This window comes from Campylobacter concisus (assembly GCF_902460415.1).
Classification (GTDB): Bacteria; Campylobacterota; Campylobacteria; order Campylobacterales; family Campylobacteraceae; genus Campylobacter_A; species Campylobacter_A concisus_Y.
Window position 1 is genome coordinate 243518 of record NZ_CABPTY010000001.1, and the last position, 22258, is coordinate 265775.

The 22258-nt window shown below is 37.1% G+C and carries 28 protein-coding genes; 24 read left to right on the top strand and 4 right to left on the bottom strand.

All coding sequences use genetic code 11. The annotated features are described in order from the left end of the window. The first annotated feature begins 121 nt into the window (after positions 1 to 121). From obgE to FZ940_RS01275, 24 genes are all read left to right on the top strand, one after another. Positions 122 to 1180, top strand: a complete 1059-nt coding sequence (gene obgE, locus FZ940_RS01160) for a GTPase ObgE (RefSeq protein WP_148821200.1) — start codon at positions 122 to 124, stop codon at positions 1178 to 1180. A 46-nt stretch (positions 1181 to 1226) separates the two neighbouring features. Further along, positions 1227 to 1562, top strand: a complete 336-nt coding sequence (locus tag FZ940_RS01165; protein ID WP_148821201.1) for an EF-hand domain-containing protein — start codon at positions 1227 to 1229, stop codon at positions 1560 to 1562. Between the two features lie 16 nt (positions 1563 to 1578). Beyond that, positions 1579 to 2484, top strand: coding sequence for a methionyl-tRNA formyltransferase (fmt, locus tag FZ940_RS01170; protein ID WP_148821202.1), 906 nt, complete (start codon positions 1579 to 1581; stop codon positions 2482 to 2484). Positions 2485 to 2510: 26 nt separating this feature from the next. After that, positions 2511 to 3299 carry a bifunctional hydroxymethylpyrimidine kinase/phosphomethylpyrimidine kinase gene (gene thiD / locus FZ940_RS01175; protein WP_148821203.1) on the top strand — a complete coding sequence of 263 codons (789 nt, stop codon included), beginning with the start codon at positions 2511 to 2513 and terminating at the stop codon, positions 3297 to 3299. A 1-nt stretch (position 3300) separates the two neighbouring features. Then, the gene (locus tag FZ940_RS01180) at positions 3301 to 3936 is read left to right on the top strand and encodes a biotin--[acetyl-CoA-carboxylase] ligase (protein ID WP_148821204.1); all 636 of its coding nucleotides are present in this window, start codon (positions 3301 to 3303) and stop codon (positions 3934 to 3936) included. After that, entirely contained in the window at positions 3933 to 4715 is a 783-nt protein-coding gene (locus FZ940_RS01185) for a ParA family protein (RefSeq protein WP_148821205.1), read from the top strand. The genes FZ940_RS01180 and FZ940_RS01185 overlap by 4 nt, the downstream gene beginning before the upstream one ends. Positions 4716 to 4730: 15 nt before the next feature. Next, entirely contained in the window at positions 4731 to 5591 is an 861-nt protein-coding gene (locus FZ940_RS01190) for a ParB/RepB/Spo0J family partition protein (protein ID WP_148821206.1), read from the top strand. A gap of 95 nt (positions 5592 to 5686) precedes the next feature. Next, entirely contained in the window at positions 5687 to 6109 is a 423-nt protein-coding gene (locus FZ940_RS01195; protein ID WP_148821207.1) for a FoF1 ATP synthase subunit B', read from the top strand. A gap of 9 nt (positions 6110 to 6118) precedes the next feature. Beyond that, entirely contained in the window at positions 6119 to 6631 is a 513-nt protein-coding gene (locus FZ940_RS01200; protein WP_107792719.1) for a F0F1 ATP synthase subunit B, read from the top strand. Further along, on the top strand, positions 6631 to 7161 hold the full coding sequence (locus FZ940_RS01205) for a F0F1 ATP synthase subunit delta (RefSeq protein ID WP_107792718.1): 531 nt from the start codon (positions 6631 to 6633) through the stop codon (positions 7159 to 7161). The genes FZ940_RS01200 and FZ940_RS01205 overlap by 1 nt, the downstream gene beginning before the upstream one ends. 14 nt (positions 7162 to 7175) lie before the next feature. Next, positions 7176 to 8693, top strand: coding sequence for a F0F1 ATP synthase subunit alpha (gene atpA, locus FZ940_RS01210; protein ID WP_009294343.1), 1518 nt, complete (start codon positions 7176 to 7178; stop codon positions 8691 to 8693). 9 nt (positions 8694 to 8702) lie between these two features. Next, positions 8703 to 9590 (top strand): ATP synthase F1 subunit gamma, encoded by an 888-nt coding sequence (atpG, locus tag FZ940_RS01215; protein ID WP_148821208.1) that lies wholly within the window; start codon positions 8703 to 8705, stop codon positions 9588 to 9590. Between the two features lie 11 nt (positions 9591 to 9601). Further along, on the top strand, positions 9602 to 10999 hold the full coding sequence (atpD, locus tag FZ940_RS01220; RefSeq protein ID WP_148821209.1) for a F0F1 ATP synthase subunit beta: 1398 nt from the start codon (positions 9602 to 9604) through the stop codon (positions 10997 to 10999). A gap of 18 nt (positions 11000 to 11017) precedes the next feature. Beyond that, on the top strand, positions 11018 to 11407 hold the full coding sequence (gene atpC / locus FZ940_RS01225; protein WP_021090667.1) for an ATP synthase F1 subunit epsilon: 390 nt from the start codon (positions 11018 to 11020) through the stop codon (positions 11405 to 11407). Next, positions 11408 to 11992 (top strand): MotA/TolQ/ExbB proton channel family protein, encoded by a 585-nt coding sequence (locus FZ940_RS01230; protein WP_051288435.1) that lies wholly within the window; start codon positions 11408 to 11410, stop codon positions 11990 to 11992. Further along, positions 11993 to 12391, top strand: a complete 399-nt coding sequence (locus FZ940_RS01235) for a biopolymer transporter ExbD (RefSeq protein ID WP_085657715.1) — start codon at positions 11993 to 11995, stop codon at positions 12389 to 12391. A gap of 1 nt (position 12392) precedes the next feature. Then, positions 12393 to 13340: a TonB C-terminal domain-containing protein gene (locus tag FZ940_RS01240; protein WP_148821210.1), complete on the top strand. Its 948-nt coding sequence runs from the start codon at positions 12393 to 12395 to the stop codon at positions 13338 to 13340. A gap of 24 nt (positions 13341 to 13364) precedes the next feature. Then, entirely contained in the window at positions 13365 to 14621 is a 1257-nt protein-coding gene (tolB, locus tag FZ940_RS01245) for a Tol-Pal system protein TolB (RefSeq protein WP_054196223.1), read from the top strand. 64 nt (positions 14622 to 14685) lie between these two features. Beyond that, complete coding sequence (locus tag FZ940_RS01250; protein ID WP_021090913.1) at positions 14686 to 15192, top strand: OmpA family protein; 507 nt, start codon at positions 14686 to 14688, stop codon at positions 15190 to 15192. 17 nt (positions 15193 to 15209) lie between these two features. After that, positions 15210 to 16052: a tetratricopeptide repeat protein gene (locus tag FZ940_RS01255; protein ID WP_087579669.1), complete on the top strand. Its 843-nt coding sequence runs from the start codon at positions 15210 to 15212 to the stop codon at positions 16050 to 16052. A gap of 56 nt (positions 16053 to 16108) precedes the next feature. Then, positions 16109 to 16711, top strand: a complete 603-nt coding sequence (locus FZ940_RS01260) for an FKBP-type peptidyl-prolyl cis-trans isomerase (protein ID WP_223154487.1) — start codon at positions 16109 to 16111, stop codon at positions 16709 to 16711. Positions 16712 to 16720: 9 nt separating this feature from the next. Beyond that, on the top strand, positions 16721 to 17650 hold the full coding sequence (gene fabD / locus FZ940_RS01265) for an ACP S-malonyltransferase (RefSeq protein ID WP_148821211.1): 930 nt from the start codon (positions 16721 to 16723) through the stop codon (positions 17648 to 17650). Then, a complete protein-coding gene (locus tag FZ940_RS01270) occupies positions 17647 to 18330 on the top strand; it encodes a 5'-methylthioadenosine/adenosylhomocysteine nucleosidase (protein WP_148821212.1) in 684 nt (227 codons plus the stop codon). The genes fabD and FZ940_RS01270 overlap by 4 nt, the downstream gene beginning before the upstream one ends. Further along, a complete protein-coding gene (locus FZ940_RS01275) occupies positions 18327 to 19085 on the top strand; it encodes a tRNA 2-thiocytidine biosynthesis TtcA family protein (protein ID WP_103588942.1) in 759 nt (252 codons plus the stop codon). Before FZ940_RS01270 ends, FZ940_RS01275 begins: the two co-directional genes overlap by 4 nt. A 269-nt stretch (positions 19086 to 19354) precedes the next feature. On the opposite strand, the gene recO is transcribed toward FZ940_RS01275, so the two are convergent. The 4 genes from recO to dksA are packed head-to-tail and all read right to left on the bottom strand — an operon-like array spanning position 19355 to position 22254. Next, complete coding sequence (recO, locus tag FZ940_RS01280) at positions 19355 to 19969, bottom strand: recombination protein RecO (RefSeq protein WP_103652314.1); 615 nt, start codon at positions 19967 to 19969, stop codon at positions 19355 to 19357. Continuing rightward, positions 19970 to 20893: a tRNA dihydrouridine synthase gene (locus tag FZ940_RS01285; protein ID WP_148821213.1), complete on the bottom strand. Its 924-nt coding sequence runs from the start codon at positions 20891 to 20893 to the stop codon at positions 19970 to 19972. It lies immediately after the preceding gene. Further along, positions 20890 to 21888 (bottom strand): uroporphyrinogen III synthase HEM4, encoded by a 999-nt coding sequence (locus tag FZ940_RS01290; RefSeq protein ID WP_148821214.1) that lies wholly within the window; start codon positions 21886 to 21888, stop codon positions 20890 to 20892. Before FZ940_RS01290 ends, FZ940_RS01285 begins: the two co-directional genes overlap by 4 nt. 9 nt (positions 21889 to 21897) lie before the next feature. Further along, entirely contained in the window at positions 21898 to 22254 is a 357-nt protein-coding gene (dksA, locus tag FZ940_RS01295; RefSeq protein WP_035167251.1) for an RNA polymerase-binding protein DksA, read from the bottom strand. Positions 22255 to 22258 lie beyond the last annotated feature (4 nt).

The window sequence follows — 22258 nt, forward strand, 5'->3', positions numbered from 1 at the left end:
TCTATCATAAAAGCAGCTTTCATATTGATGAGATTTAATAAAAAACAAATTTTAATTATTTAAAAGATATAATCCAGCCCAAATTTAAAAATAAAAAAAATAGATAAATTTAAGGTAAAAAATGTTTATAGATAGTGCAAAATTGACTCTAAGTTCGGGGCATGGTGGAGCTGGAGCTGTGAGTTTTCGCCGCGAAAAACACGTCATTTTAGGCGGACCGGACGGCGGCGACGGCGGCGACGGCGGGGATGTTTATTTTGTCTGCGACAACAACACCCACACACTGGCAAACTACAAGGGTAAAAGGGCGATGAGAGCTAGCGACGGTGAAGCTGGGATGGGCAGACGCATGACTGGTAAAAAGGGCGAGAGCCTAGAACTCATCGTGCCACCAGGAACGGCGGTCTATGACGCGCAGACAAATGAGCTACTTTGCGACATGGTAAATGAGGGACAAAGGACGCTATTTCTAAAAGGTGGCAAGGGCGGACTTGGAAATTTTCACTTTAAAAACTCTATCAACCAAGCCCCAGAGTACGCTCAGAAGGGCATGCCAGAAGAGAGCGTGGAGGTCAGACTTGAGCTAAAACTTATAGCTGACGTAGGCCTTGTTGGCTTTCCAAATGTCGGCAAATCAACCCTCATTTCAGCCGTCTCAAACGCCAAACCACAGATCGCAAACTACGAATTTACCACGCTTACGCCAAAGCTTGGACTTGTTGAGGTCGATGAGTTTAGTGGCTTTGTCATGGCTGACATCCCTGGTATTATCGAGGGAGCTAGCGACGGACGCGGCCTTGGCGTGCAGTTTTTAAAGCACATCGAGAGAAATAAAATTTTACTTTTCATGATAGATAGTGCGAATTACAGAAGAATGAGTGAGCAGTTTAGTGTGCTAAAAGAGGAGGTCGCTAAATTTTCAAGCGTGCTTGCTAATAGGGACTTTGCGGTCGCGATCACCAGAGTCGATGCGGCTGAAAATTTAGATGAAAATATAAAAGAATTTATGAAAAGCATAAATTTAGAGCCAAGACAAGATGGTAAATTTGTCTATAAGCAAGATCTATACAGCTTTGATGCCAAAAAACCATACTTTATTTTGCCGATCTCGTCAGCGACAAACGAGAACATCGATGAGCTTAAATTTGCACTGCTTGAGCTGCTTAAAAAGAAGCTTTGAGTTGCGACTTTTTGGCGCTTTAAACTTAAAAATTTAAGAATATAAAATGAAGAAAATTTTTTGCATTATGCTATTTTACCTTAGCGCATATAGCTGTGATCCAGCCGATCCGGCATATATGTTTTTGGATTTTAATGATAATAATCGCGACGGTGCGCTAAATTTAGATGAATGGATGACCTGCAAAGCGCCCCAAGCTCTAAAAATAGCGCCAGATCTATGCACAAGGCAGGAATTTAAGAGGCTTGATACAAACCGCAACGGTAAAATTAGCGTTGATGAGTTAGGAAGTTTACTGTTTCAAAAGATTGATTGGAAAGAAGATCCATGCGCCTTTTGGCTGAAGGGTAACCAAAACGTAGATCAAAATAAAAGTCGTTAAAATTTAAAGGAAAGTGATGAATGTAGTTTTTATGGGGACGCCTGATTATGCTGTTAGGATACTTAGGCACCTAAAAGAAGCTGACTTTAATATAAAATCGGTCTTTACCCAGCCTGATAAGCCAGTTGGCAGAAAGCAAATTTTAACCCAAAGCGAGGTCAAAATTTATGCGCAAAACGAGCTAGCAGGTGTACCAGTCCTTACGCCAAATACGCTAAAAGATGAGGCGGTGGTTAACGAGCTAAAGGCATTTAAACCTAAATTTATTGTAGTAGCAGCCTATGGCAAAATTTTGCCTCAAAGCGTGCTTGACGTGGCAACTTGTATAAATTTGCACGCTTCGATCTTACCAAAATATAGAGGTGCGAGCCCTATACAAAGTGCGATCCTAGCAGGCGAGAAGCAAACTGGCGTCACAGCTATGCTAATGGATGCTGGCCTTGATACTGGTGATATGCTGGACTTCATCTACACGCCTTGTGAGACGAAGATGTCAAGCGAACTTTTTAGTGAGCTAGGCGAGCTTGGTGGTGAGCTAATAGTAAAAGTACTTAAGAATTTTGAAAATTTAAAACCACAAAAGCAAGATGAAAGCAAGGCCACGCACTGCAAAAAGATCGCAAAATCAGACGGCCTTTTTAGCTTTGATGAAGATGCGGGGCAAATTTATAATAAATTTCGTGCGCTCACACCTTGGCCGGGGCTTTATCTAGCAAGCGGTCTTAAAATTTTATCGCTTGAACTAAGCGAAAAAAGTGGCAAAAGCGGAGAAATTTTAAGCGTAGAAAAAGATCACGTTGTGGTTGCTTGCAATGGTGGGGCAGTCAAAATTTATGAGCTTCAAGAGCCAAGCAAAAAGCCAACAAACGCAAAAGCATATATAAATGGTAAGCGTCTTAGCGTTGGCGACAAGATAGAGTAGAAATCAAAAAATTTATAGGAGAATTTATGAAAAATGCACTAAGTATAGCAGGTGTTGATCCAAGCGGTGGAGCTGGGGTTTTAGCTGATATAAAGGTCTTTATAGCACACGGCGTATATGCGATGGGAGCGATCACGGCGGTCACTGCTCAAAATACAAAGGGCATCTTTGGCATGCAGCTAGTTGATACTAAGCTCATCGAGGATCAGATCAAGGCGATATTTGATGATATAAAAGTTGATGTGATAAAAATAGGCGTTGTCCCAAGCGTTGAGATCATAAAATGCGTCGCAAAAACACTAAGAGAGATCAAAAATTTACCGCCAGTTGTGCTTGATCCGGTCATGAGCTGTAAAAATGGCGACATCTGGCTAGAGGGCGCTGCAAAAGATGCGATCGTGGAGGAGCTTTTCCCGCTTGCAAGCGTGATCACGCCAAATATCTTTGAAGCGCGCGAAATTTTAAAGCGTGAGCTAAAGGGCGAGGGCGAGCTAAAAGAGGCTTGCAAGGAGCTTTTGAAATTTGGAACAAAGAGCGTTTATCTAAAGTGTGGCGAGCTTGATGGTAAGTCGCTTGATATATTTTATGATGGCAGTGAGTATGAAATTTTTAGCGATGAGCGCATAAAAACGACTGCTACTCACGGCTCAGGCTGCTCGCTATCAAGCGCTATCGCTTCAAATTTAGCAAATGGCTATAGTCTAAAAGAGAGCGTGAAAAATGCGCATGATTATATCTTTAACGCTATTAAAAACGCAGTCATTATCGGAGGCGGACAAAATCCAGTAAATCACTTCTATAAATTTAAGGTGTGATTTGAAGGTTGAGTTTTTCCAAAGCCTGCCTTCGACGCAGGAATTTTTGATAGACGCCCTAAAAAACGGCGAGATAAAAGCTCCATATATGGTCGTGGCGTATAATCAAACAAAAGGTGTCGGTAGCCGCGGCAACAGCTGGGAGGGGCTTGACGGAAATTTGTTTATGTCATTTTGCATAAGTGAAGATGAGCTGCCAAGCGATATACCTCCGCCCTCAATCTCAATATATTTTTCTATGCTAATGCGTGAAGTCTTGGGCGAACTTGGCTCAAAGTGCTGGCTAAAATGGCCAAATGATTTTTATGTAGATGACCGCAAAATAGGCGGCACTTTGACAAATAAAGTGGATGAAATTTACATTTGCGGCATGGGGATAAATTTAGCTAGTGCGCCCGAAAATGCGGGCATTTTAGACATAAAAACTAGCGTAGATGAGCTAGTTTGGGGCTTTGTTAGCATGCTTGATAAAAAGATTTTATGGAAGCCAATTTTTAGCAAATTTAGGATAGACTTTTGCAAGTCAAAAAGTTTTATTACGCATATTGCAAATAGAGCTGTTTCGCTTCAGAATGCTGAAATTTGCGAGGATGGAGCGATATTATTAAACGGGGAAAAGGTATATTCTTTAAGATGAGCGAAGTAATAACAATAGCTAATCAAAAAGGCGGCGTTGGCAAGACTACAACAGCCGTAAATTTAGCCGCATCTTTGGCGGTTGCTGAAAAAAAAGTATTATTAATAGACATCGATCCACAGGCAAACGCGACGACTGGACTTGGCTTTAGTAGAAGTGACTATGAGTTTAACATCTATCACGTCTTGACAGATAGGAAAAAGCTCTCACAAATCGTGCTAAAAACTGAGATCCCAACGCTTTTTCTAGCTCCGTCAAACATAGGACTTGTCGGCATTGAGCAAGAATTTAACGACCAAAGTAAGGACTATAAACTAATCCTTAAAAACAAAATTTCAGAAGTTATAAACGACTATGATTTTATTATCATTGATAGCCCTCCGGCACTTGGCAGCATTACGATAAATGCTCTTAGTGCAAGCGATAGTGTTATCATCCCTATCCAGTGCGAATTTTATGCACTTGAGGGTCTGGCTCAAATTTTAAATACGGTTAAGATTATTAAGAAGACGATAAATCCAAAGCTAAATATAAAGGGCTTTTTACCGACCATGTTTAGTTCGCAAAATAATCTCTCAAAAGAGACCATTGCAAATTTAAAACAGCATTTTGAAAACAAGCTCTTCAAAAGTAAAGACAGCAAGGATGAATTTGTGGTCGTTCCAAGAAATGTTAAACTTGCTGAAAGTCCAAGTTTTGGTAAGCCAGTGATACTTTATGATATAAAATCACCAGGCTCGATCGCGTATCAAAATTTGGCATATTGTATTTTAAACTAAAAAATAAGGAAAAAAATGGCTAAAAAAGGTGGATTAGGGCGCGGGCTTAGCGCGATACTTGAAGATGTAGAGCAGGCCTACAGCAAAGAGATCGCAAATTTAAACGACTCTGAGATAGTCGAAGAGATAAATATAGATGAAATTTTGCCAAACCCATACCAGCCAAGAACACATTTTGACGAAGAGGCTTTAAGAGAGCTAAGTGCTAGCATCAAAAGGCACGGACTAATACAACCAATAATCGTCATCAAAAAAGATGATGGCTATATGTTAATAGCTGGTGAGCGCAGATACCGCGCTACAAAGATGCTTGGAGCAAGCAAGATAAAGGCAATCATCGCTGATATCAAGTCTCAAAATTTAAGAGAGCTTGCGCTTATCGAAAATATTCAGCGTGAAAATTTAAATCCAATCGAACTTGCAAAGTCGTATAAAGAGCTCATAAATGAGTATAAGATCACACAAGACGGCTTGGCAAATATCATTCATAAAAGTAGAACACAAATAACAAATACGATGAGGCTTTTACTTCTTAGTGACTATACGCAAAAACTTTTACAAGAAGACAAGCTCACACAAGGCCACGCTAAAGTTATAGTTGGGCTTAGCGCCGAAGAAGAAAAGATGGTTGTTGATACGATCATCGGTCAAAAACTAAGCGTTAGAGACACAGAAATTTTAGTAAAAAAGATAAAAAATAAGGAAGAGATAAAAGACAAAAAGCCAAAAATTTCTGAGGAAATGAGTAAAAAGTTATCAAATTTACAAGAAATTTTTAAAAATTTAAATATAAAGACAAAAGTAAAATCTAAAAATTTAATATTAGAATTTAGTGAGATTTTGCAGATAGAGCAATTTATAGCTAAGCTAAAATAGAATTACAAATTTATTTTTATTTTTAGTAATTTATTGTAGAATCAGACTTTAATTTGAATATTAAATAAAACTTAATGATAAAATAAGGAGAGTGGATGTTAGAAATAGATGTGCCATTGATGCTTTTAACGGCTGTCGTTTTCTTGGTATTGATCGCTATTTTGAATTCCTTGCTTTATAAGCCAATGCTCAAATTCATAGATGACAGAAATGCCTCTATAAAAAATGATGAAGAGAGTACTAGTAAAAATGCAAGTGATCTAAGTGTTCATGAAAAAGAGATTGAAGAGATTATATTAAACGCAAGGACTGAGGCCAATAAAATAAGGCAAGAAGCCTTAAATTTGGCAAAAGAAGAGTCTTTAAAAGAAGTAAATGCCGTAAAGAGTAGTTTAGAGGCTAATTATAATGAATTTTTAAATGCTCTAAGCTCTCATAAAGATAACTTAAAGGCAGATCTATCAGCTAAACTACCTGAACTTAGAGCGGCCTTAAATGCTAAGCTCTCTAAAATTTAAAGGAATTTTATGAAGATAAAAATTTTATTTTTTCTAGCACTTCCATTTCTGGCTTATGCTAGTGAACATGGCGGAACAAATTACGATATAGTAGAGAGAACGCTAAACTTCTTACTTTTCTTTGCTATTTTGGTATATTTTGCAGCTAAACCACTAAAAGCTCTTTATCAAAGCAGAATTGATAGGATCGCAAATAAGCTTGAAAGTATCCAAGAAAAACTCCGTGATTCTAAGGCCAAAAAAGATGACGCTCTAAAACGTGTTGAGGAAGCTAAGCAAAATGCAAACTCTTTAATCGAAACTGCTAAAAAAGAGGCTTTAAATTTAGCTGCTAAGGTTAAAAGCGATACTCAAAATGATATAGTAAATCTTCAAAAGAGCTATAAAGAGCAAAAAGAATTTGAAGAGCGTAAGATGACAAAAAGCGTTGTAAATGAAATTTTGAGTGACATTTTCTCAAGCGATAGCCTAAAAGTCGATCAAAAAGAGCTTGTAAATATCATACTTAAAAAGGTTAGCTAATGAATGAAGTAGTAGCTAAAAAATACGTAAAAGCGATCTTAAGCGACGTAAAATCAAATGAACTTAATGCATTTGTTGAAAATTTATCAGAGCTAGCTGCTGCTTTTGCTAGCGATAAATTTAAAAGCATTATAAGTTTGCCTACTTTAAAGGTTTCACAAAAGGTTGAATTTGTACTATCTTTGGTTAAAAATCAAGATGTCAAATTTGCAAATTTTATTAAGCTTCTTGGCGCAAATAAAAGACTGGAGCTTATCCCAGCGATCTTAAACGAGATGAAGATAGAGCAATCTTTGCTTGAAAATACATATCGTGGCGAGGTTATTGGAAATTTTGACCTAAGCGCTGAGCAGCTGAAAGTTTTGGAAGAGAATTTCTCTAAGAAATTTAACTCTAAGATCAAGCTTAATGGCTCAAAGGGCGAATACAACGGTGTAAAAGTTGAGTTAGATGATTTGGGTGTCGAGGTAAATTTCTCTATCGACAGACTAAAAAGTCAAATGAGTGAATATATATTAAAAGCAATTTAAAAAGGAGTGAAAGCGTGAGTGCAAAAATTAAAGCTGACGAAATTAGCACGATAATCAAAGAGCGTATTGAAAATTTTGATTTAAGTGTTGATGTAGAAGAGACCGGTAAAGTCATCTCAGTCGCTGATGGCGTTGCTAACGTTTATGGTTTGAAAAACGTTATGGCTGGTGAGATGGTTGAATTTGAAAGCGGCGAAAAAGGTATGGCTCTTAACCTTGAAGAGAGTAGTGTTGGTATAGTTATCCTTGGAAAAACTAGCGGTATCACAGAAGGAAGCTCTGTAAAGAGACTTAAAAAACTTCTACGCGTTCCAGTTGGTGATGCATTGATCGGTCGTGTTGTAAATTCACTAGGTGAGCCAATCGACGCAAAAGGTCCAATTGAAGCTACTGAATCTCGCTTTGTCGAAGAAAAAGCAAAAGGTATCATGGCAAGAAAAAGTGTTCATGAACCACTTCAAACAGGCATCAAAGCGATCGACGCACTTGTGCCAATCGGTAGAGGTCAAAGAGAGCTAATCATAGGTGACCGCCAAACTGGTAAAACAACAGTTGCGATAGACACTATCATCAACCAAAAAGGTCAAGACGTTATTTGTATCTATGTAGCTATCGGTCAAAAACAATCAACCGTTGCTCAAGTCGTTAAAAAACTTGAAGAGTACGGCGCTATGGACTACACGATAGTCGTAAATGCTGGCGCTAGTGATGCAGCTGCTCTTCAATACCTTGCTCCTTATGCTGGTGTAACAATGGGTGAATATTTTAGAGATAACTCTCGCCACGCGTTAATCATCTATGATGACTTGTCAAAACATGCGGTTGCTTACCGCGAGATGTCTTTGATACTAAGAAGACCACCAGGTCGTGAAGCTTATCCAGGTGATGTTTTCTATCTTCACTCAAGACTTCTTGAAAGAGCAAGTAAGCTAAATGACGCACTAGGTGCTGGATCTTTAACGGCTCTACCTATTATAGAGACTCAAGCGGGCGACGTTTCAGCTTATATCCCAACAAATGTTATTTCTATTACAGATGGTCAAATTTTCCTTGAGAGTGACCTATTTAACTCAGGTATCCGTCCAGCGATCAACGTTGGTCTTTCTGTATCTCGTGTTGGTGGTGCGGCTCAAATAAAAGCTATTAAACAAGTTTCTGGTACACTAAGACTAGACCTTGCTCAATACCGCGAACTACAAGCGTTTGCTCAATTTGCAAGCGACCTTGACGAGAGCTCAAGAAAACAACTAGAGCGTGGTCAAAAGATGGTTGAAGTACTAAAACAACCTCCATATTCTCCACTTCCAGTTGAGAATCAAGTAGTTATCATATTTGCTGGTGCTAAGGGTTATTTAGATGATGTTGCAACTGCAAATGTAACAAAATTTGAGGCTGAGCTATATCCATATATTGAGGCAAAATACCCTGAAATTTTTGAGCAAATCAGAACTAAAAAGGTTCTTGATAAAGAAGTAGAAGAAATTTTACATAAAGCGTTGAAAGATTTTAAAGCGACTTTTGCCGCGAACTAGGGCTAAGATATGTCAAATTTAAAAGATATAAAACGAAAGATTAAGAGCGTCCAGAACACTCAAAAGACGACGCGTGCGATGAAGCTTGTCTCAACAGCAAAGCTTCGAAAAGCCGAAGAGGCTGCACGCTACTCTAGGGTTTACGCACTTAAGATCAATGAGGTTTTATCAGAAATAGCTTATAAGATCAATCAATATGCATCAGTTATGACTGAGAGTAAATTTTTTAACACAACAAAGAGTGTAGAAAAGGTTGATATTATATTTGTGACGGCTGATAAAGGACTTTGTGGTGGCTTTAATGTTCAGACCATAAAGACAGTTAGGCGTATGATCGATGAGTTAAAGGCTAAAAAGATCAAAGTTAGACTAAGAGCTGTTGGTAAAAAAGGTATAGAATTTTTCAATTTCCAAGGCGTTGAACTACTTGAGACTTATGTCGGAGCCAGCTCATCACCTACATATGAAAAAGCTCAAAATATTATAAAAGATGCCATTGATGACTTTATGAACGGCACAACAGATAAAGTTGTGCTAATACACAATGGCTATAAAAATATGATCTCTCAAGAGATCAGAGTAAATGATATTGTGCCTATTGAGCCGTCTAAGATAGTTGCAGTTGAGACAAATTCTTTGATGGAATTTGAACCAGAAGACAACTATACTAAGATTATGGACGAGTTGCTTAATAAGTATTTTGAGTATAGCATGTATTATGCTTTGGTTGATTCTTTGGCTGCTGAACATAGTGCCAGAATGCAAGCTATGGATAATGCAACAAATAATGCTAAAGAGCGCGTAAAACAGTTAAATCTTGCTTACAATAAAGCAAGACAAGAGTCTATTACCACTGAGCTTATCGAGATTATCAGTGGTGTTGAATCAATGAAATAAAAGGAGTATGAATGAAGGGTGTTATTAGTCAAGTTATGGGCCCTGTGGTCGATGTTGACTTTAATGACTACTTGCCGAAGATCAATGAAGCTATCGAAGTTTTATTTGAGGTTGAGGGCAAGAAACATAAACTAATATTAGAAGTTGCTGCTCACCTAGGCGATAATAGAGTTAGAACTATTGCTATGGATATGAGTGAGGGCTTAACTCGTGGCCTTGAAGCTAAAGCACTTGGTGCATCTATTAGTGTTCCAGTTGGCGAAAAAGTTTTGGGTAGAATTTTTAACGTAGTTGGCGACTTGATCGATGAGGGCGAAGGTATAAATTTTGATAAGCACTGGTCTATTCACCGCGATCCTCCTCCATTTGAAGAGCAAAGCACAAAAAGTGAAATTTTTGAAACTGGCATCAAGGTAGTCGACCTTCTAGCTCCTTACGCAAAGGGCGGTAAGGTAGGTCTATTTGGTGGTGCTGGCGTTGGTAAAACGGTTATTATTATGGAGCTTATCCACAACGTTGCGTTTAAACACAGCGGCTATTCTGTGTTTGCAGGCGTTGGTGAGAGAACTCGTGAAGGAAACGACCTTTATCACGAAATGAAAGAAAGTAACGTTTTGGATAAAGTTGCCTTGTGCTATGGCCAAATGAACGAGCCACCAGGAGCAAGAAATCGTATCGCTCTAACTGGTCTTACAATGGCCGAGTATTTTCGTGATGAGATGGGACTTGACGTTTTGATGTTTATCGATAACATCTTCCGTTTCTCTCAGTCAGGTGCAGAGATGTCAGCCCTACTTGGACGTATTCCATCAGCTGTTGGTTACCAGCCAACTCTTGCAAGTGAGATGGGTAAATTCCAAGAGAGGATCACATCAACTAAAAAAGGTTCGATCACATCTGTTCAAGCTGTTTATGTTCCAGCGGACGACCTTACAGACCCAGCTCCTGCGACTGTTTTTGCTCACCTTGATGCTACAACAGTTCTTAATAGATCGATCGCAGAAAAAGGTATCTATCCAGCTGTTGACCCACTTGATTCTACTTCAAGAATGCTTGATCCTCAAATTTTAGGAGCAGATCACTATAAAGTAGCTCGTGGTGTTCAAGCTGTACTTCAAAAGTATAAAGACCTTCAAGATATCATCGCTATCCTTGGTATGGACGAGCTTAGCGAAGAAGATAAACTAACAGTTGATAGAGCAAGAAAGATCGAGAGATTTTTATCTCAGCCATTCTTCGTTGCTGAAGTATTTACAGGTAGCCCTGGTAAATATGTAAGTCTTGACGAAAATATAACTGGCTTCAAGGGAATTTTGGAGGGTAAATATGATCATTTACCAGAAGCAGCATTTTATATGGTTGGAAATATAGATGAGGCTTTAGCTAAAGCTGAGAAACTTAAGGCTTAAATTTAAAAAGGAAGCGTAATGGATAAATTACATTTAGAGATCGTAACTCCTCAAGGTCAGATATTTAATGATGACGTGAGTAGTGTAGTGCTTCCAGGTAGCGAGGGTGAGTTTGGTGTTTTACCAAACCATGCCTCATTAATATCTCTTTTAAAAGCAGGTATTATAGATATAGAACATAAAAATAAAAAACATGATGTTGTTGCGATTAACTGGGGTTATGCAAAAATTGATGAAGGCAAAGTAGTTATACTTGCTGACGGTGCGGTTTACGTCTCTGGTGATAGTGAAAGCGAGCTTGCAAATTCATTGGAAGCTGCTAGAAATTTGATAGAGAGCATGAGCAGTGATACAAATGCTTTTGCAGCAACTATATCTAAAATGGAAAATGTAGTGAGAACTAGATAAGTGGGCGGTATAGATTTATTTTTAAATTACATTCAAAGAAGTAGTTTTATTACAATTATTGTTTTAACTTGGCTGTCAATATATTTTATAGTTAGTTTCACAATTCTTTTTTCAAGAATGGCTGGTATTGGAGCTTGGCAAAAACGTGAGCAAAATGCACTTGAAGCACTGCTTATGGGTGCTAAAAATATTCCAAATGATTCATCTTTGAGAAAATGTGCAAATGGAAGAATCTCAAGAGAAAAACTAAATGTATGTATAAGCATAGCCGAGAAAAATGCTACAAGTGGACTAACGTGGCTAAGTGTAATAGCATCTACTTCGCCTTTTATCGGTCTTTTTGGAACCGTTGTTTCTATTTTAGAGACATTTTCACAGCTTGGAAATGGTGGAGGTTCATCACTTGGTATTATCGCTCCAGCTATTTCAGAAGCACTTGTTGCAACTGGTTGCGGAATTTTTGTTGCCATCCCAGCATATACATTTAACTTACTCATAAAAAGAAAAGCTTATGAATTAATGAGTGTTATTGAGCGTCAGGCTGATGTGATGATAGCACTTAAAAAAGATGATGAGATACTATAAATGGCTGCAAAATTTACCGATGAGACACCAGAGCTAAATATAACTCCTCTTGTTGATATTATGCTTGTTTTACTAGCCATTTTAATGGTTACTATGCCAACCATAACATATCAAGAGGATATTACTCTTCCGGATGGTTCAAAGGCAAAAACTTCAACATCTAAGCAAAAAGACCTTATAGTATCTATAAATTCGCAAGGACAAGTTAGAGTTGATCAGAGTACTATGAGCCTTGCTGAGTTTCCTGATAATATCGCATTAATGAGTACAAAATACGATAAAACCTCGCCTATCTATATAAAAGCTGATAAAAATTTAAAATACGATGATGTTATGTTTGTATTAAAGACTTTGAAAGGTGCTGGTTTTAATAAAGTGGCTTTAGAGACAAACGGTTAAAATGTCAAATAAAGTTAAATTTCCAACGCTTAGTTCGTTTCTTGTAGCATCTTGTATTTACGTTATTATTATACTTGTTTTGTTTATAAAGCTTACTTTTTTTGCAGAACCTCCTAAAAAATATACCGATGATAAAGATGCTATTATGGATGTGGTTATGGTTGATAGAGAAGTTGATCAAACCATTAAAGCTCCAAAACAAGCAGATGAAGTAGTTAAAGAGACAAAGCCTGAACCTAAAAAGGAATCCGAAGAAGATAAACAAGAGACTACAAATAAGCCTGTTGTACCAGATGAACCATTGCCTACGCCAAGCTTACCAACTCCTCCAAAAGAGGAACCAAAACCTGAGCCTAAAAAACCAGAACCAAAACCAGAAATTTTAAAACCAAGTGAAGAATCCAAAGAAGATGTTAAGCCAGAACCAAAACCTGAGCCTAAGCCTACACCAAAGCCAGTTGAAAAGCCAAAACCAAAAGACCCAAATATAAAAGACCTTTTTAGTGACATAGATCCTACGAAACTTAAAAAAGATGATGGTATAAAAAAGGCCGAAAATAAAGTGCAAAGCCGTAAAAAAAGCGAAGCTTCTAGTTCAAAAGCCGCAAAAGAAGCTAGTGATATAATAAAGAGTTTAAAGATAGATCAAAATCCAACTGCTTCAAAATCACAATCCACCGGTACTTACGATCCACTAATGGGTGCGATAACAAAACAAATTCAAAGAAGATGGCAAAGTTATAAGGCTGATTCTGCAAATCTTGCTAAGGTGAAAGTTATGATAGATCAGAGCGGAAATTTTAGCTATGAAATTTTAGAACTATCATATAATGAAGAGTTTAATGCAAAGGTTAGAGAGTGCCTGGAAAAGCTTACTGCAGAGAAATTTCCATTCAATCCAGACAAAAGTACTACTTTTAATTTAAATTTAGAAGATAAAATAAACTAAAATTTATAAAATTATGGAGTAGAGATGAAGAAAATTTTTCTTTTTTTATGTGTTGCTCTAGGGCTTTATGCTGCTGATGCAACCATATCTGTTGTAAATCAAGGTATTGCCTTGCCAAAGATAGCTTTGCAAGATGCAACAACTGCTGTTAGCGATGCGGGGTTTAAAGATAAATTCTTTAAAATCATGCTAGGAGATCTAAAGGTTAGTTCCGATTTTGAAGTAATCGAAGATCATGTGCCTTCTACCTATGAAGGAGATGCGACTACTAATACAATGAGTGATAAAGGCGTCGAGCTTATCTTTAGATATGCTCTTGAAGGCTCTATGGGCTCGCCTCTTACTTTAAGAGTAAAACTGATAAACGCTAAAACAGCAACTACAAGATATGAGAAGGTTTACACTATGCCAGACGGCGCAAAGTATCCGTTTTTAGCGCATAAAAGTATAGTTGAGCTTACTAATGAGCTAAATTTACCACCAGTTGGCTGGATGGAAAAATTTATTATTCTTTCAAAATATACTTCAGCTCGCCAAAGCTCTATTATAGTTGCAGATTATACACTTACATATCAAAAGACTATAGTAAGTGGCGGGCTAAATATTTTTCCTAAATGGGCTGGAGCCGATCAAAGTAAATTTTACTATACATCTTATGTAAATAATAAACCAACTTTATTTAGATATGATCTAAATTCTGGCACAAAAACAAAGATAATTGATAGCATTGGCATGCTCATAGCCTCAGATGTTAGTAAAGATGGAAGTAAAATTTTATTAACTATGGCACCAAAAGATCAACCAGATATATTTATCTATAATACAAATAGCAAAAATTTGACGCAGATTACTAATTATCCAGGTATAGATGTAAATGGAAATTTTGTAGATAATGATAGTAAGATAGTTTTTGTATCAGATAGGCTTGGTTATCCTAATGTTTTTGCAACTCCTGCGATTTCTGGCGGAAGCGTTGAACAAATGGTATTTCATGGTAAGAATAATAACTCTGTAAGCACATTTGAAAATTATGTTGTTTATTCAAGCAGGGAAGCAAGCGGTAGTTTTAATATATATCTAATTTCAACTCAAACGGATTTTATACGACAGCTTACAGCAAATGGCAAAAATAACTATCCAAGATTCTCAAGCGATGGGCAAAGTGTTGTCTTTATAAAAGAGCTTGGCGGTCAAAGTTCACTAGGTGTTGTTAGGCTAAATGAAAACAGAAGTTTTCAGTTTCCTTTAAAAGTAGGAAAAATTCAATCTATAGATTGGTAATATTCTGATAAAATTTAAAATTTTTGTGATATAATTCGACCAAATTTCTAAAAAAGGATAAGGAATGAAAAAAGTAGTTCTAGCAAGTGTTGCAGTTGCAACTTTATTGTTGAGCGGTTGTAGCTCAAAAAACCCTGAAGTTGATATGAATTCAAATTCAAATCAATCTGCAGATAATTCAGGTAGCATGAGCGATGCTGATAGATTAGCAGCTCTTATTGCTAATATCGAGAGTCAAGTTAAAAGTGTATACTTTGACTTTGATAAATTTAATATCAAAGCTGATCAACAAGGCGTTGTTAGCTCAAATGCATCAGTATTCAACCAAGCTGATGCTCAAGCTCTTTCTATAAAAGTAGAAGGTAACTGCGATGAGTGGGGTACAGATGAGTATAACTATGCTCTTGGTTTAAAACGTGCTAAAAGCGCTAAAGATGCTCTTGTAAGAAATGGCGTTAGTGCTGATAGAATCGCTGTAGTTAGCTTTGGTGAAAGCAATCCAGTTTGCACAGATAAAACAAAAGCTTGCGATGCTCAAAATAGACGTGCAGATTTCAAAGTACTTCCATAATTTATAATTAAATAATAATGAACAAAAAAATAATTGTAGTGGCTCTGATTGGAGCCACTATCTCCATTACCTCTGGCCAAGAGATTTCAGCTTTTGATGCAGGCAATATGGATAGTGCGAATCCATATGGTCTAACTGATAATGAAAAAGTTACCTTAAATAATAAGCGAAGCGTTCAAAATATTGAAGAGAATATGAATAATGTTTTAGAACAACTTCAAGGTTTGCAAAGCTTGATTGAGAGCATGAGTGCTAGAATGAATAAGCTTGAGCAAAGAATAAATGATATAGAGACGAAGGTAAATGGTGGCATAAGTGATTCTGGTGTAAGTTTGACATCATTGAAGGCTTATGTTGATGAAACTAGAGATATACAAGACAAAAACTACAAAAATATTACTGCTGCCTTAAATAAATTAGGTGCAATAATGGATAAAAATGCTGCTCAACCAAAGCAAAATGCAAATCCAAAACAACAAAGTAAGCCAACTTCAAATTTTAGTGGAAAAAGCGATAAAGATATTTTGGCTGATGGCATTAAACTTCTAAATTCTGGCAATAGCACAGAAGCAGCTGAATATTTTGAATATTTAAATAAAAAAGGCTATAAAACTGGTGCAACAAATTATTATTTAGGTGAAGTTGCTTACAGTCAAAAATCATACAGTACAGCTATACAATACTATAAAAAAAGCATACAGAACGAAGATAAGGCTGACTATACACCAAAACTTCTATATCACACAGCTATAAGCTTTGATAAGATAGGTGATACGCAAAGTGCAAATAGATTTTATAAGGCTTTAAAAGTCGGTTATCCAGATAGCAAAGAAGCCAAAGCCTCTCCCAATAGAAACTAAATTTTAATCTTTTTTAGATATAATTCCACATTAATCAAAAAACCAAATCTAAGGAGATTATTGTGAGTAAAGATCAAGTTATAACTATGTTTTACGAACTAAAAGATGCTAACACTGGTGAAATTTTAGAGTCAAACATGCAAGAAGGTGGCCAAATTTCATTTATAACAGGGCATGGCCATATTATAGAAAAGCTTGAAGAAGAAGTAAGCAAATTAAAATCAGGCGAAAGAGCAACTATAAGTGTAAAGGCAGCAGAGGGTTGTGGTGAATATAATAATGAAGCCATTCAGTCGTTACCAAAAGAGCAATTTGCTGGTATAGATTTGCATGAAGGAATGGAACTTTTTGGTCAAAATGAGGATGGCTCAAGCGTTCGTGTTATTGTTAAAGAGATCAAAGATGATGAAGTGACAGTTGATTTTAATCACCCATATGCTGGTAAAGATTTACTATTTAATGTTGAAGTTTTAGAAGTTAGAGATGCGACAGAAGATGAAAAAGCAACAGGCATGGTGGCTGGGGCTCATACTTGCGGTTGTGGTGGTCACGATCATGAGCATGAGCATGAGTGCTGCGGGGGTCATGGACACGGGCATGGACACGGACACGAGGATGGTGGTTGCGGTTGCGGTGGACACGGACATCACCATCACTAAGAAGCTAAAATGAAAAAATTTGCTTTTGTTTTTGCGGGCCAAGGCTCGCAAAGTATTGGTATGGGAAAAGACTTTTACGAAAATTTTTCTAATGCTAAACTGCTTTTAAATGATGCTTGTAATGATACTGGCATTGATTACAAAGAGCTTTTATTTACACAAAACGATAAGTTAGATAAAACAGAATTTACTCAGCCAGCTATCGTTTTAAACTCACTAATGACTTATTTGGCTTTTTCAAATTTTATTAAAGAAAAACCAGAATTTAGTCTTGGGCACTCACTTGGAGAATTTACCGCTCTTGCAGTTAGTGGAGCATTTAATTTTATTGATACGATTAGGCTTGTGAATTTACGTGGTAAATTTATGCAAGAAGCTTGTGTTGGTAAAGATGCCGGCATGATGGTAGTTCTTGGACTTAGTGATGAAGTGGTTGAAGAAATTTGTAAAAAAGCAAGAGAAGAAGGCTTACAAATTTATGCTGCAAACTACAACTGCGATGGACAAATCGTTGTCGCTGGTGTAAGAGCTGATCTTGCTAGCTATGAAGCAAAATTTAAAGAAGCTGGCGCAAAAAGAGCAATGCTTTTAAATATGTCAGTAGCTAGCCATTGTCCGATACTTGAGCCAGCTAGTGTTAGACTAGCAAGCGAGCTTGAGAGTACTTTGGCTACCAAATTTTCTCCTGTTGTCTCAAATGTAAATGCTAAAATTTATACCGATAAAAGCGAAGCACTAGTCCTACTAAAAGAGCAGCTAATAAAACCAGTTTGCTATAAACAAAGCATTAAAAACTATGAAAATAATGTTGATTGTTTTATCGAGCTTGGTGCTGCGACGTTAAAGGGCATCAATAAAAAAATTACCGAAAAGCCAACTTATAGTATTACTGATATGGCAAGTCTTGAAGAAGTTGTGAAAATTTTGGAGGAGAGATGATAGCGATACTTGGAGCTATGCAAGAAGAGATAACGCCGATCCTTGAAATGGTTGGTGAATATAAAACTGTTCAATATGCAAATAATAAATTTTACTTAGCAAACTATAAAGGAAAAGAGCTAGTCATTGCCTATTCAAAGATAGGCAAAGTAAATGCAGCCATAACGGCAACTTTAATGGTAGAAAAATTTAAGGCCTCAAAATTGCTTTTTACTGGTGTAGCTGGCTCACTTGATGAGAGTTTAAAAATAGGCGATATGCTTTATGCTACTAGCTTAGTGCAACATGATCTTGATATCACGGCTTTTGGCCATCCTTATGGCTATGTGCCAGGCACAAGTATCTTTGTCAAAAGCGATGAAGGGCTAAATGAACTGGCAAAAAAGATAGCTGATAAAAAAGATATGAGCTTAAGCGCTGGTATTATTGCGACTGGAGATCAGTTTATCTGCGATAATGAAAAGAAAGCTTGGATTAAAAAGATATTTAATGCGAGCGCTACCGAGATGGAAGGTGCTAGCGTTGCGCTAGTTTGCGAAACACTTGGCGTGCCATTTTTTATACTAAGAGCTATCAGCGATGGAGCTGGTGATGCAGCAGAGTTTGACTTTGATAAATTTTTGCAAGATTCAGCAAATGTTAGTGCAAAATTTATACTTGAAATGGTAGAAAGCTTATGATAGAGCTTAGTAAAAGGCTTCTTAGGCAAGTTGGTCAGACAAATGCCAGATACAAGATGATAGAGGGCGGAGATAATATCTTGCTTGGTCTTAGCGGTGGTAAAGATAGCCTCGCACTCGCTCACGTACTAAAGCATATCCAAAACGTTACACCTGAAAAATTTGAGTTTAAAGCAGTAACGCTAAGCTACGGCATGGGTGAGGACTACGCTTATCTTACGAAGCATTGCAATGAGCACGGAATAGAGCATGAAGTAATAGATAGCTCAATCTTTGAAATTTCAAAAGAGAAAATCCGTAAGAATTCTAGTTTTTGTAGTTTCTTTTCTCGTATGAGAAGAGGTTATCTTTATACTTACGCCTTAAAGCATGGTTTTAATAAACTCGCGATTGCTCATCATTTAGACGATGCAGCGGAGAGCTTTTTTATGAACTTTACATATAATGGTGCACTAAGGACGCTTGCTCCAAAATATACTGCAAAAAATGGAATCACGGTTATTAGGCCATTTATCTTCGTTCGTGAGAGACAGCTTCGCGAAAATGCTATCAAAAATGAATTAAGAGTCATTGGCGATGAAGCATGCCCTGCAATGAGATTTGACGTGAAGATGCCGCATGCTAGATATGAAACCAAACAGCTTTTAGCAACATTAGAAAAAGAAAATCCAAAACTTTTTACTTCGCTAAAAGCAGCATTTGAAAATATTCATACTGATACTTTTTTTGCTCTCAATAGTAGTAGTGAAGAGTAAAATTTTACTTGCTCTTTGGGACTAATCCCAAGAAGCAAGCTATAAATATTTCTATTTTAATTGGCTTTTATCAAAATAAATAAAAAATGTATGAACTGATAAAATTTTTGTACTTGTGCATGAATCAAAAGTGTCATATACAACAAATACAAAAGCATTTAGTACAAAACTACTGGTTAGAATTTTATAACTTAGAAAATTTAAACTTAAAAAAATAGTCATGTGTTTTAAACATTAAGAAGTAGCTATTTAAAATAGCAAGCTATAACCTAAAGTCCATCAAGTAAAATTTTATAAAGTCGGTTTATCTCATCGTCGTTGAGCTCGATCGTGCTTTTTGTATCAAACAAATTTTTGATCTTGTTAGCGTCAAATTCGCTTCTATCAAGGCAGTGCTTGTGAGATGGTAAAAAGCCACGAGTTAAGCAAAGCTCACTCTCTATCTCCTCGTCGCAGATAAAGCACTCAAGCTCGCTGTGAAGCCTGCCTTCATACTCTAAAATTTTGACGTAGCTTTCGATGATAAGGCGCTTTGGATTTTGCAGCTGCATCTGTTTGGCGCAGCGATCAAGCTCGTTAAAGTAAATTTCATCGAGCTGCTCGACCTCTTTTAGATGATCATAAAGTAGGCGCATAAACTGCTGCCAAATGATGAGTTTGTCGCGCTCTAGCAGCCATTTAAAGCCAAGATGAAGTATGCTTCTAAGCTTTGGTAGAAATTTCGCCTCTTGCTCTAGCTCAAAGTCGATCTTGTAGCCAGTCATGATGTTTGAGTGGCGAGCGCCAAAAAATCTATACGACTTTACGAGCAAATTTGGCGTTAGTACAAAGACTAAAAGGTCCTCGTCTCTGACCTTTTGCACGCGCAGGATATAGCCTTGCATCTAGGCAAAAAACTCCCTTATGCGCTCTCTCATCGCTGTCACGTCTTTGATAAAATTTATATCATTTCTAAAGGTTGTTGCGCCGTCGATGCCCTTGCTGTATTGATGCAAGTGCTTTCTAAATATGCAAAGCCCATGCTCGCCGTAGTGCTCGATCATCGCATCAAAGTGAGCCAGGATGATCTTTTGTTTTAGCGCCTTATCTACGCTAGTTTTGGTCTTTATCTCGTGAAATATCCAAGGGTTACCGATGCTTGCTCTACCGATCATGAGAGCGTCACACTTTGTAAGGTTTAAAATTTCATCTGCATTTTGTGCATTTATATCGCCATTTGCGACGACTGGAATTTTTACACTAGCCTTTACTCTAGCGATCGCTTTGTAATCAACCTTTGCACTATATCCGCCAGCTCTTGTACGCCCATGCACTGCGATGTAGTCTGCACCGGCTTCTTCGCAGGCTTTTGCTATCTTTTCTTCATTTTTATCGTTAAAGCCAAGTCTAAATTTAACACTCAGGCTCTCTTTGTTTGAGACGCTTTTTATGGCTGAGATTATATTTTGAAGTTTGTTAAGATCGTTTAGTAAAGCAGAACCCGCTCCTTGTCTAACGACCTTTGGTACGGGGCAACCGCAGTTTAGATCGAGCCCATAAATTCCATCAAATTTATTGATGATTTGCACAGCTTTTTTTATATTTTCTGTGTCATTACCAGCTATTTGAACGATGTAAGGCTCTTCGTTTGGGGATTTTTTAATCATTTCAAACGTTTTGTCACTACTCTCATATACTAGAGCATTTGCGCTGATCATTTCGCTAACAGTTACATCACAGCCAAATTTCTTAACTACGCTTCTTAGTGGCAAGTCAGAAAAGCCAGCAAGAGGTGCTAAGAAAAGTGGCTTTTTGCTAAAGTCTATCATTTAAAAAATAACGAGCTAGGCACCATTTTGCCGTTATCTCGTAAAAACAGCAAGACCTTTATCTCTTTAAACTCATCTGTGTCGCTACCTTCGATAGCCTCTCTTACTTTATCAAGCATCTGAAGCTCAAATAGCGCATATACGTAAGCCTCATAAGCATCAGCATGGATGCTTTTTAGCTTCTCAAAGATGCCGATAAATGCATCTGGTTTTAGCTTATTTTTAAGCATTATGGCCGCTTTGTCGTATTGTGCTTTTGTCACTTTTGCGTTGTTTAAAAGATCAAAAATTTCATCACTGCTTAGATCGATCTCGTCATTTACAAAGCGGGTAATAATAAGCATTATATCTTCACTTGCTAGCTCAAAATTTAATCTTTTGATCTCGCTAAAAGAAGCTACTTTTATGAGTTTATCAAATGCAGCTTTTTTAAGGCTCTCGTTTTGATCTTGATTTTTAAGTATGTCAAGATAGTAAGTAGGTAGTTGCTCGATTTTATTTAGCTCATTTAGGATATTTAACTTGCTATCTTTTGCTAATCTAAATTTCTTTAGATCGACGATCTCTTTATTTTTTATACTTTTTATAGTTTGTAAGATATTGTTTATCTCGGCATCATCTACACCGACATCTTTAAGCTCGCCTACTGGTGAGATAGAACGAGTAAGCTGTGAGGCGATCTTGTAAGTGTCGGTTTTGAAGTCTTTATTGCTCTCAAAGCCAAGAAGCGTCTCTTTAGCTAAATCTTTATAAAGCTGGCTATCTTTTTTGATCCATTTTTTATATCTATAAAAAGCATATCCATGATAAGCGATATGAAGTAGAGCAAGAAGTGCTAAAACAGCTACTGGAAGAGCGACCCAAATAGCAATTGGCAGAGTTATAGTTTGGCCTAAAAGCTCAAATGTGTAATCAGAACTATTAAGAGAATAAGTAAGTCCTGCAACAACTACTATGTAAATTATGCAGTAGACGAGAAATTTTCTAGTTTTCATATTTTCTCCTTAGTTTTTTGCTGTTTTTTCGATTATTTCACGGCAAGTTATGCAGTATTTTGCATGTGGTTTTACTTTTAGTCGCGGTATACTGATCTCCTCTTCACACATATCACAAATTCCATAAGTTTTATTTGCTATCTTCTCTAGTGCTTCATCTATTTCTGATAGCTCCGCTCTTTGTTGTGTCGAGATGGAATGCTCTATTAGCTGGTCTGTATTCACTGAAGCTATATCAAACTCATCGCTTACACCACTATCTCTTAAGCCATTTACTTCAACAGATGAATCATAGATATTTTTTTTGATCTGTAATTTTCTTTCTTCAAGTAATTTTTTAAAAAAATTTAGCTCAGTTTGTGTCATTTAT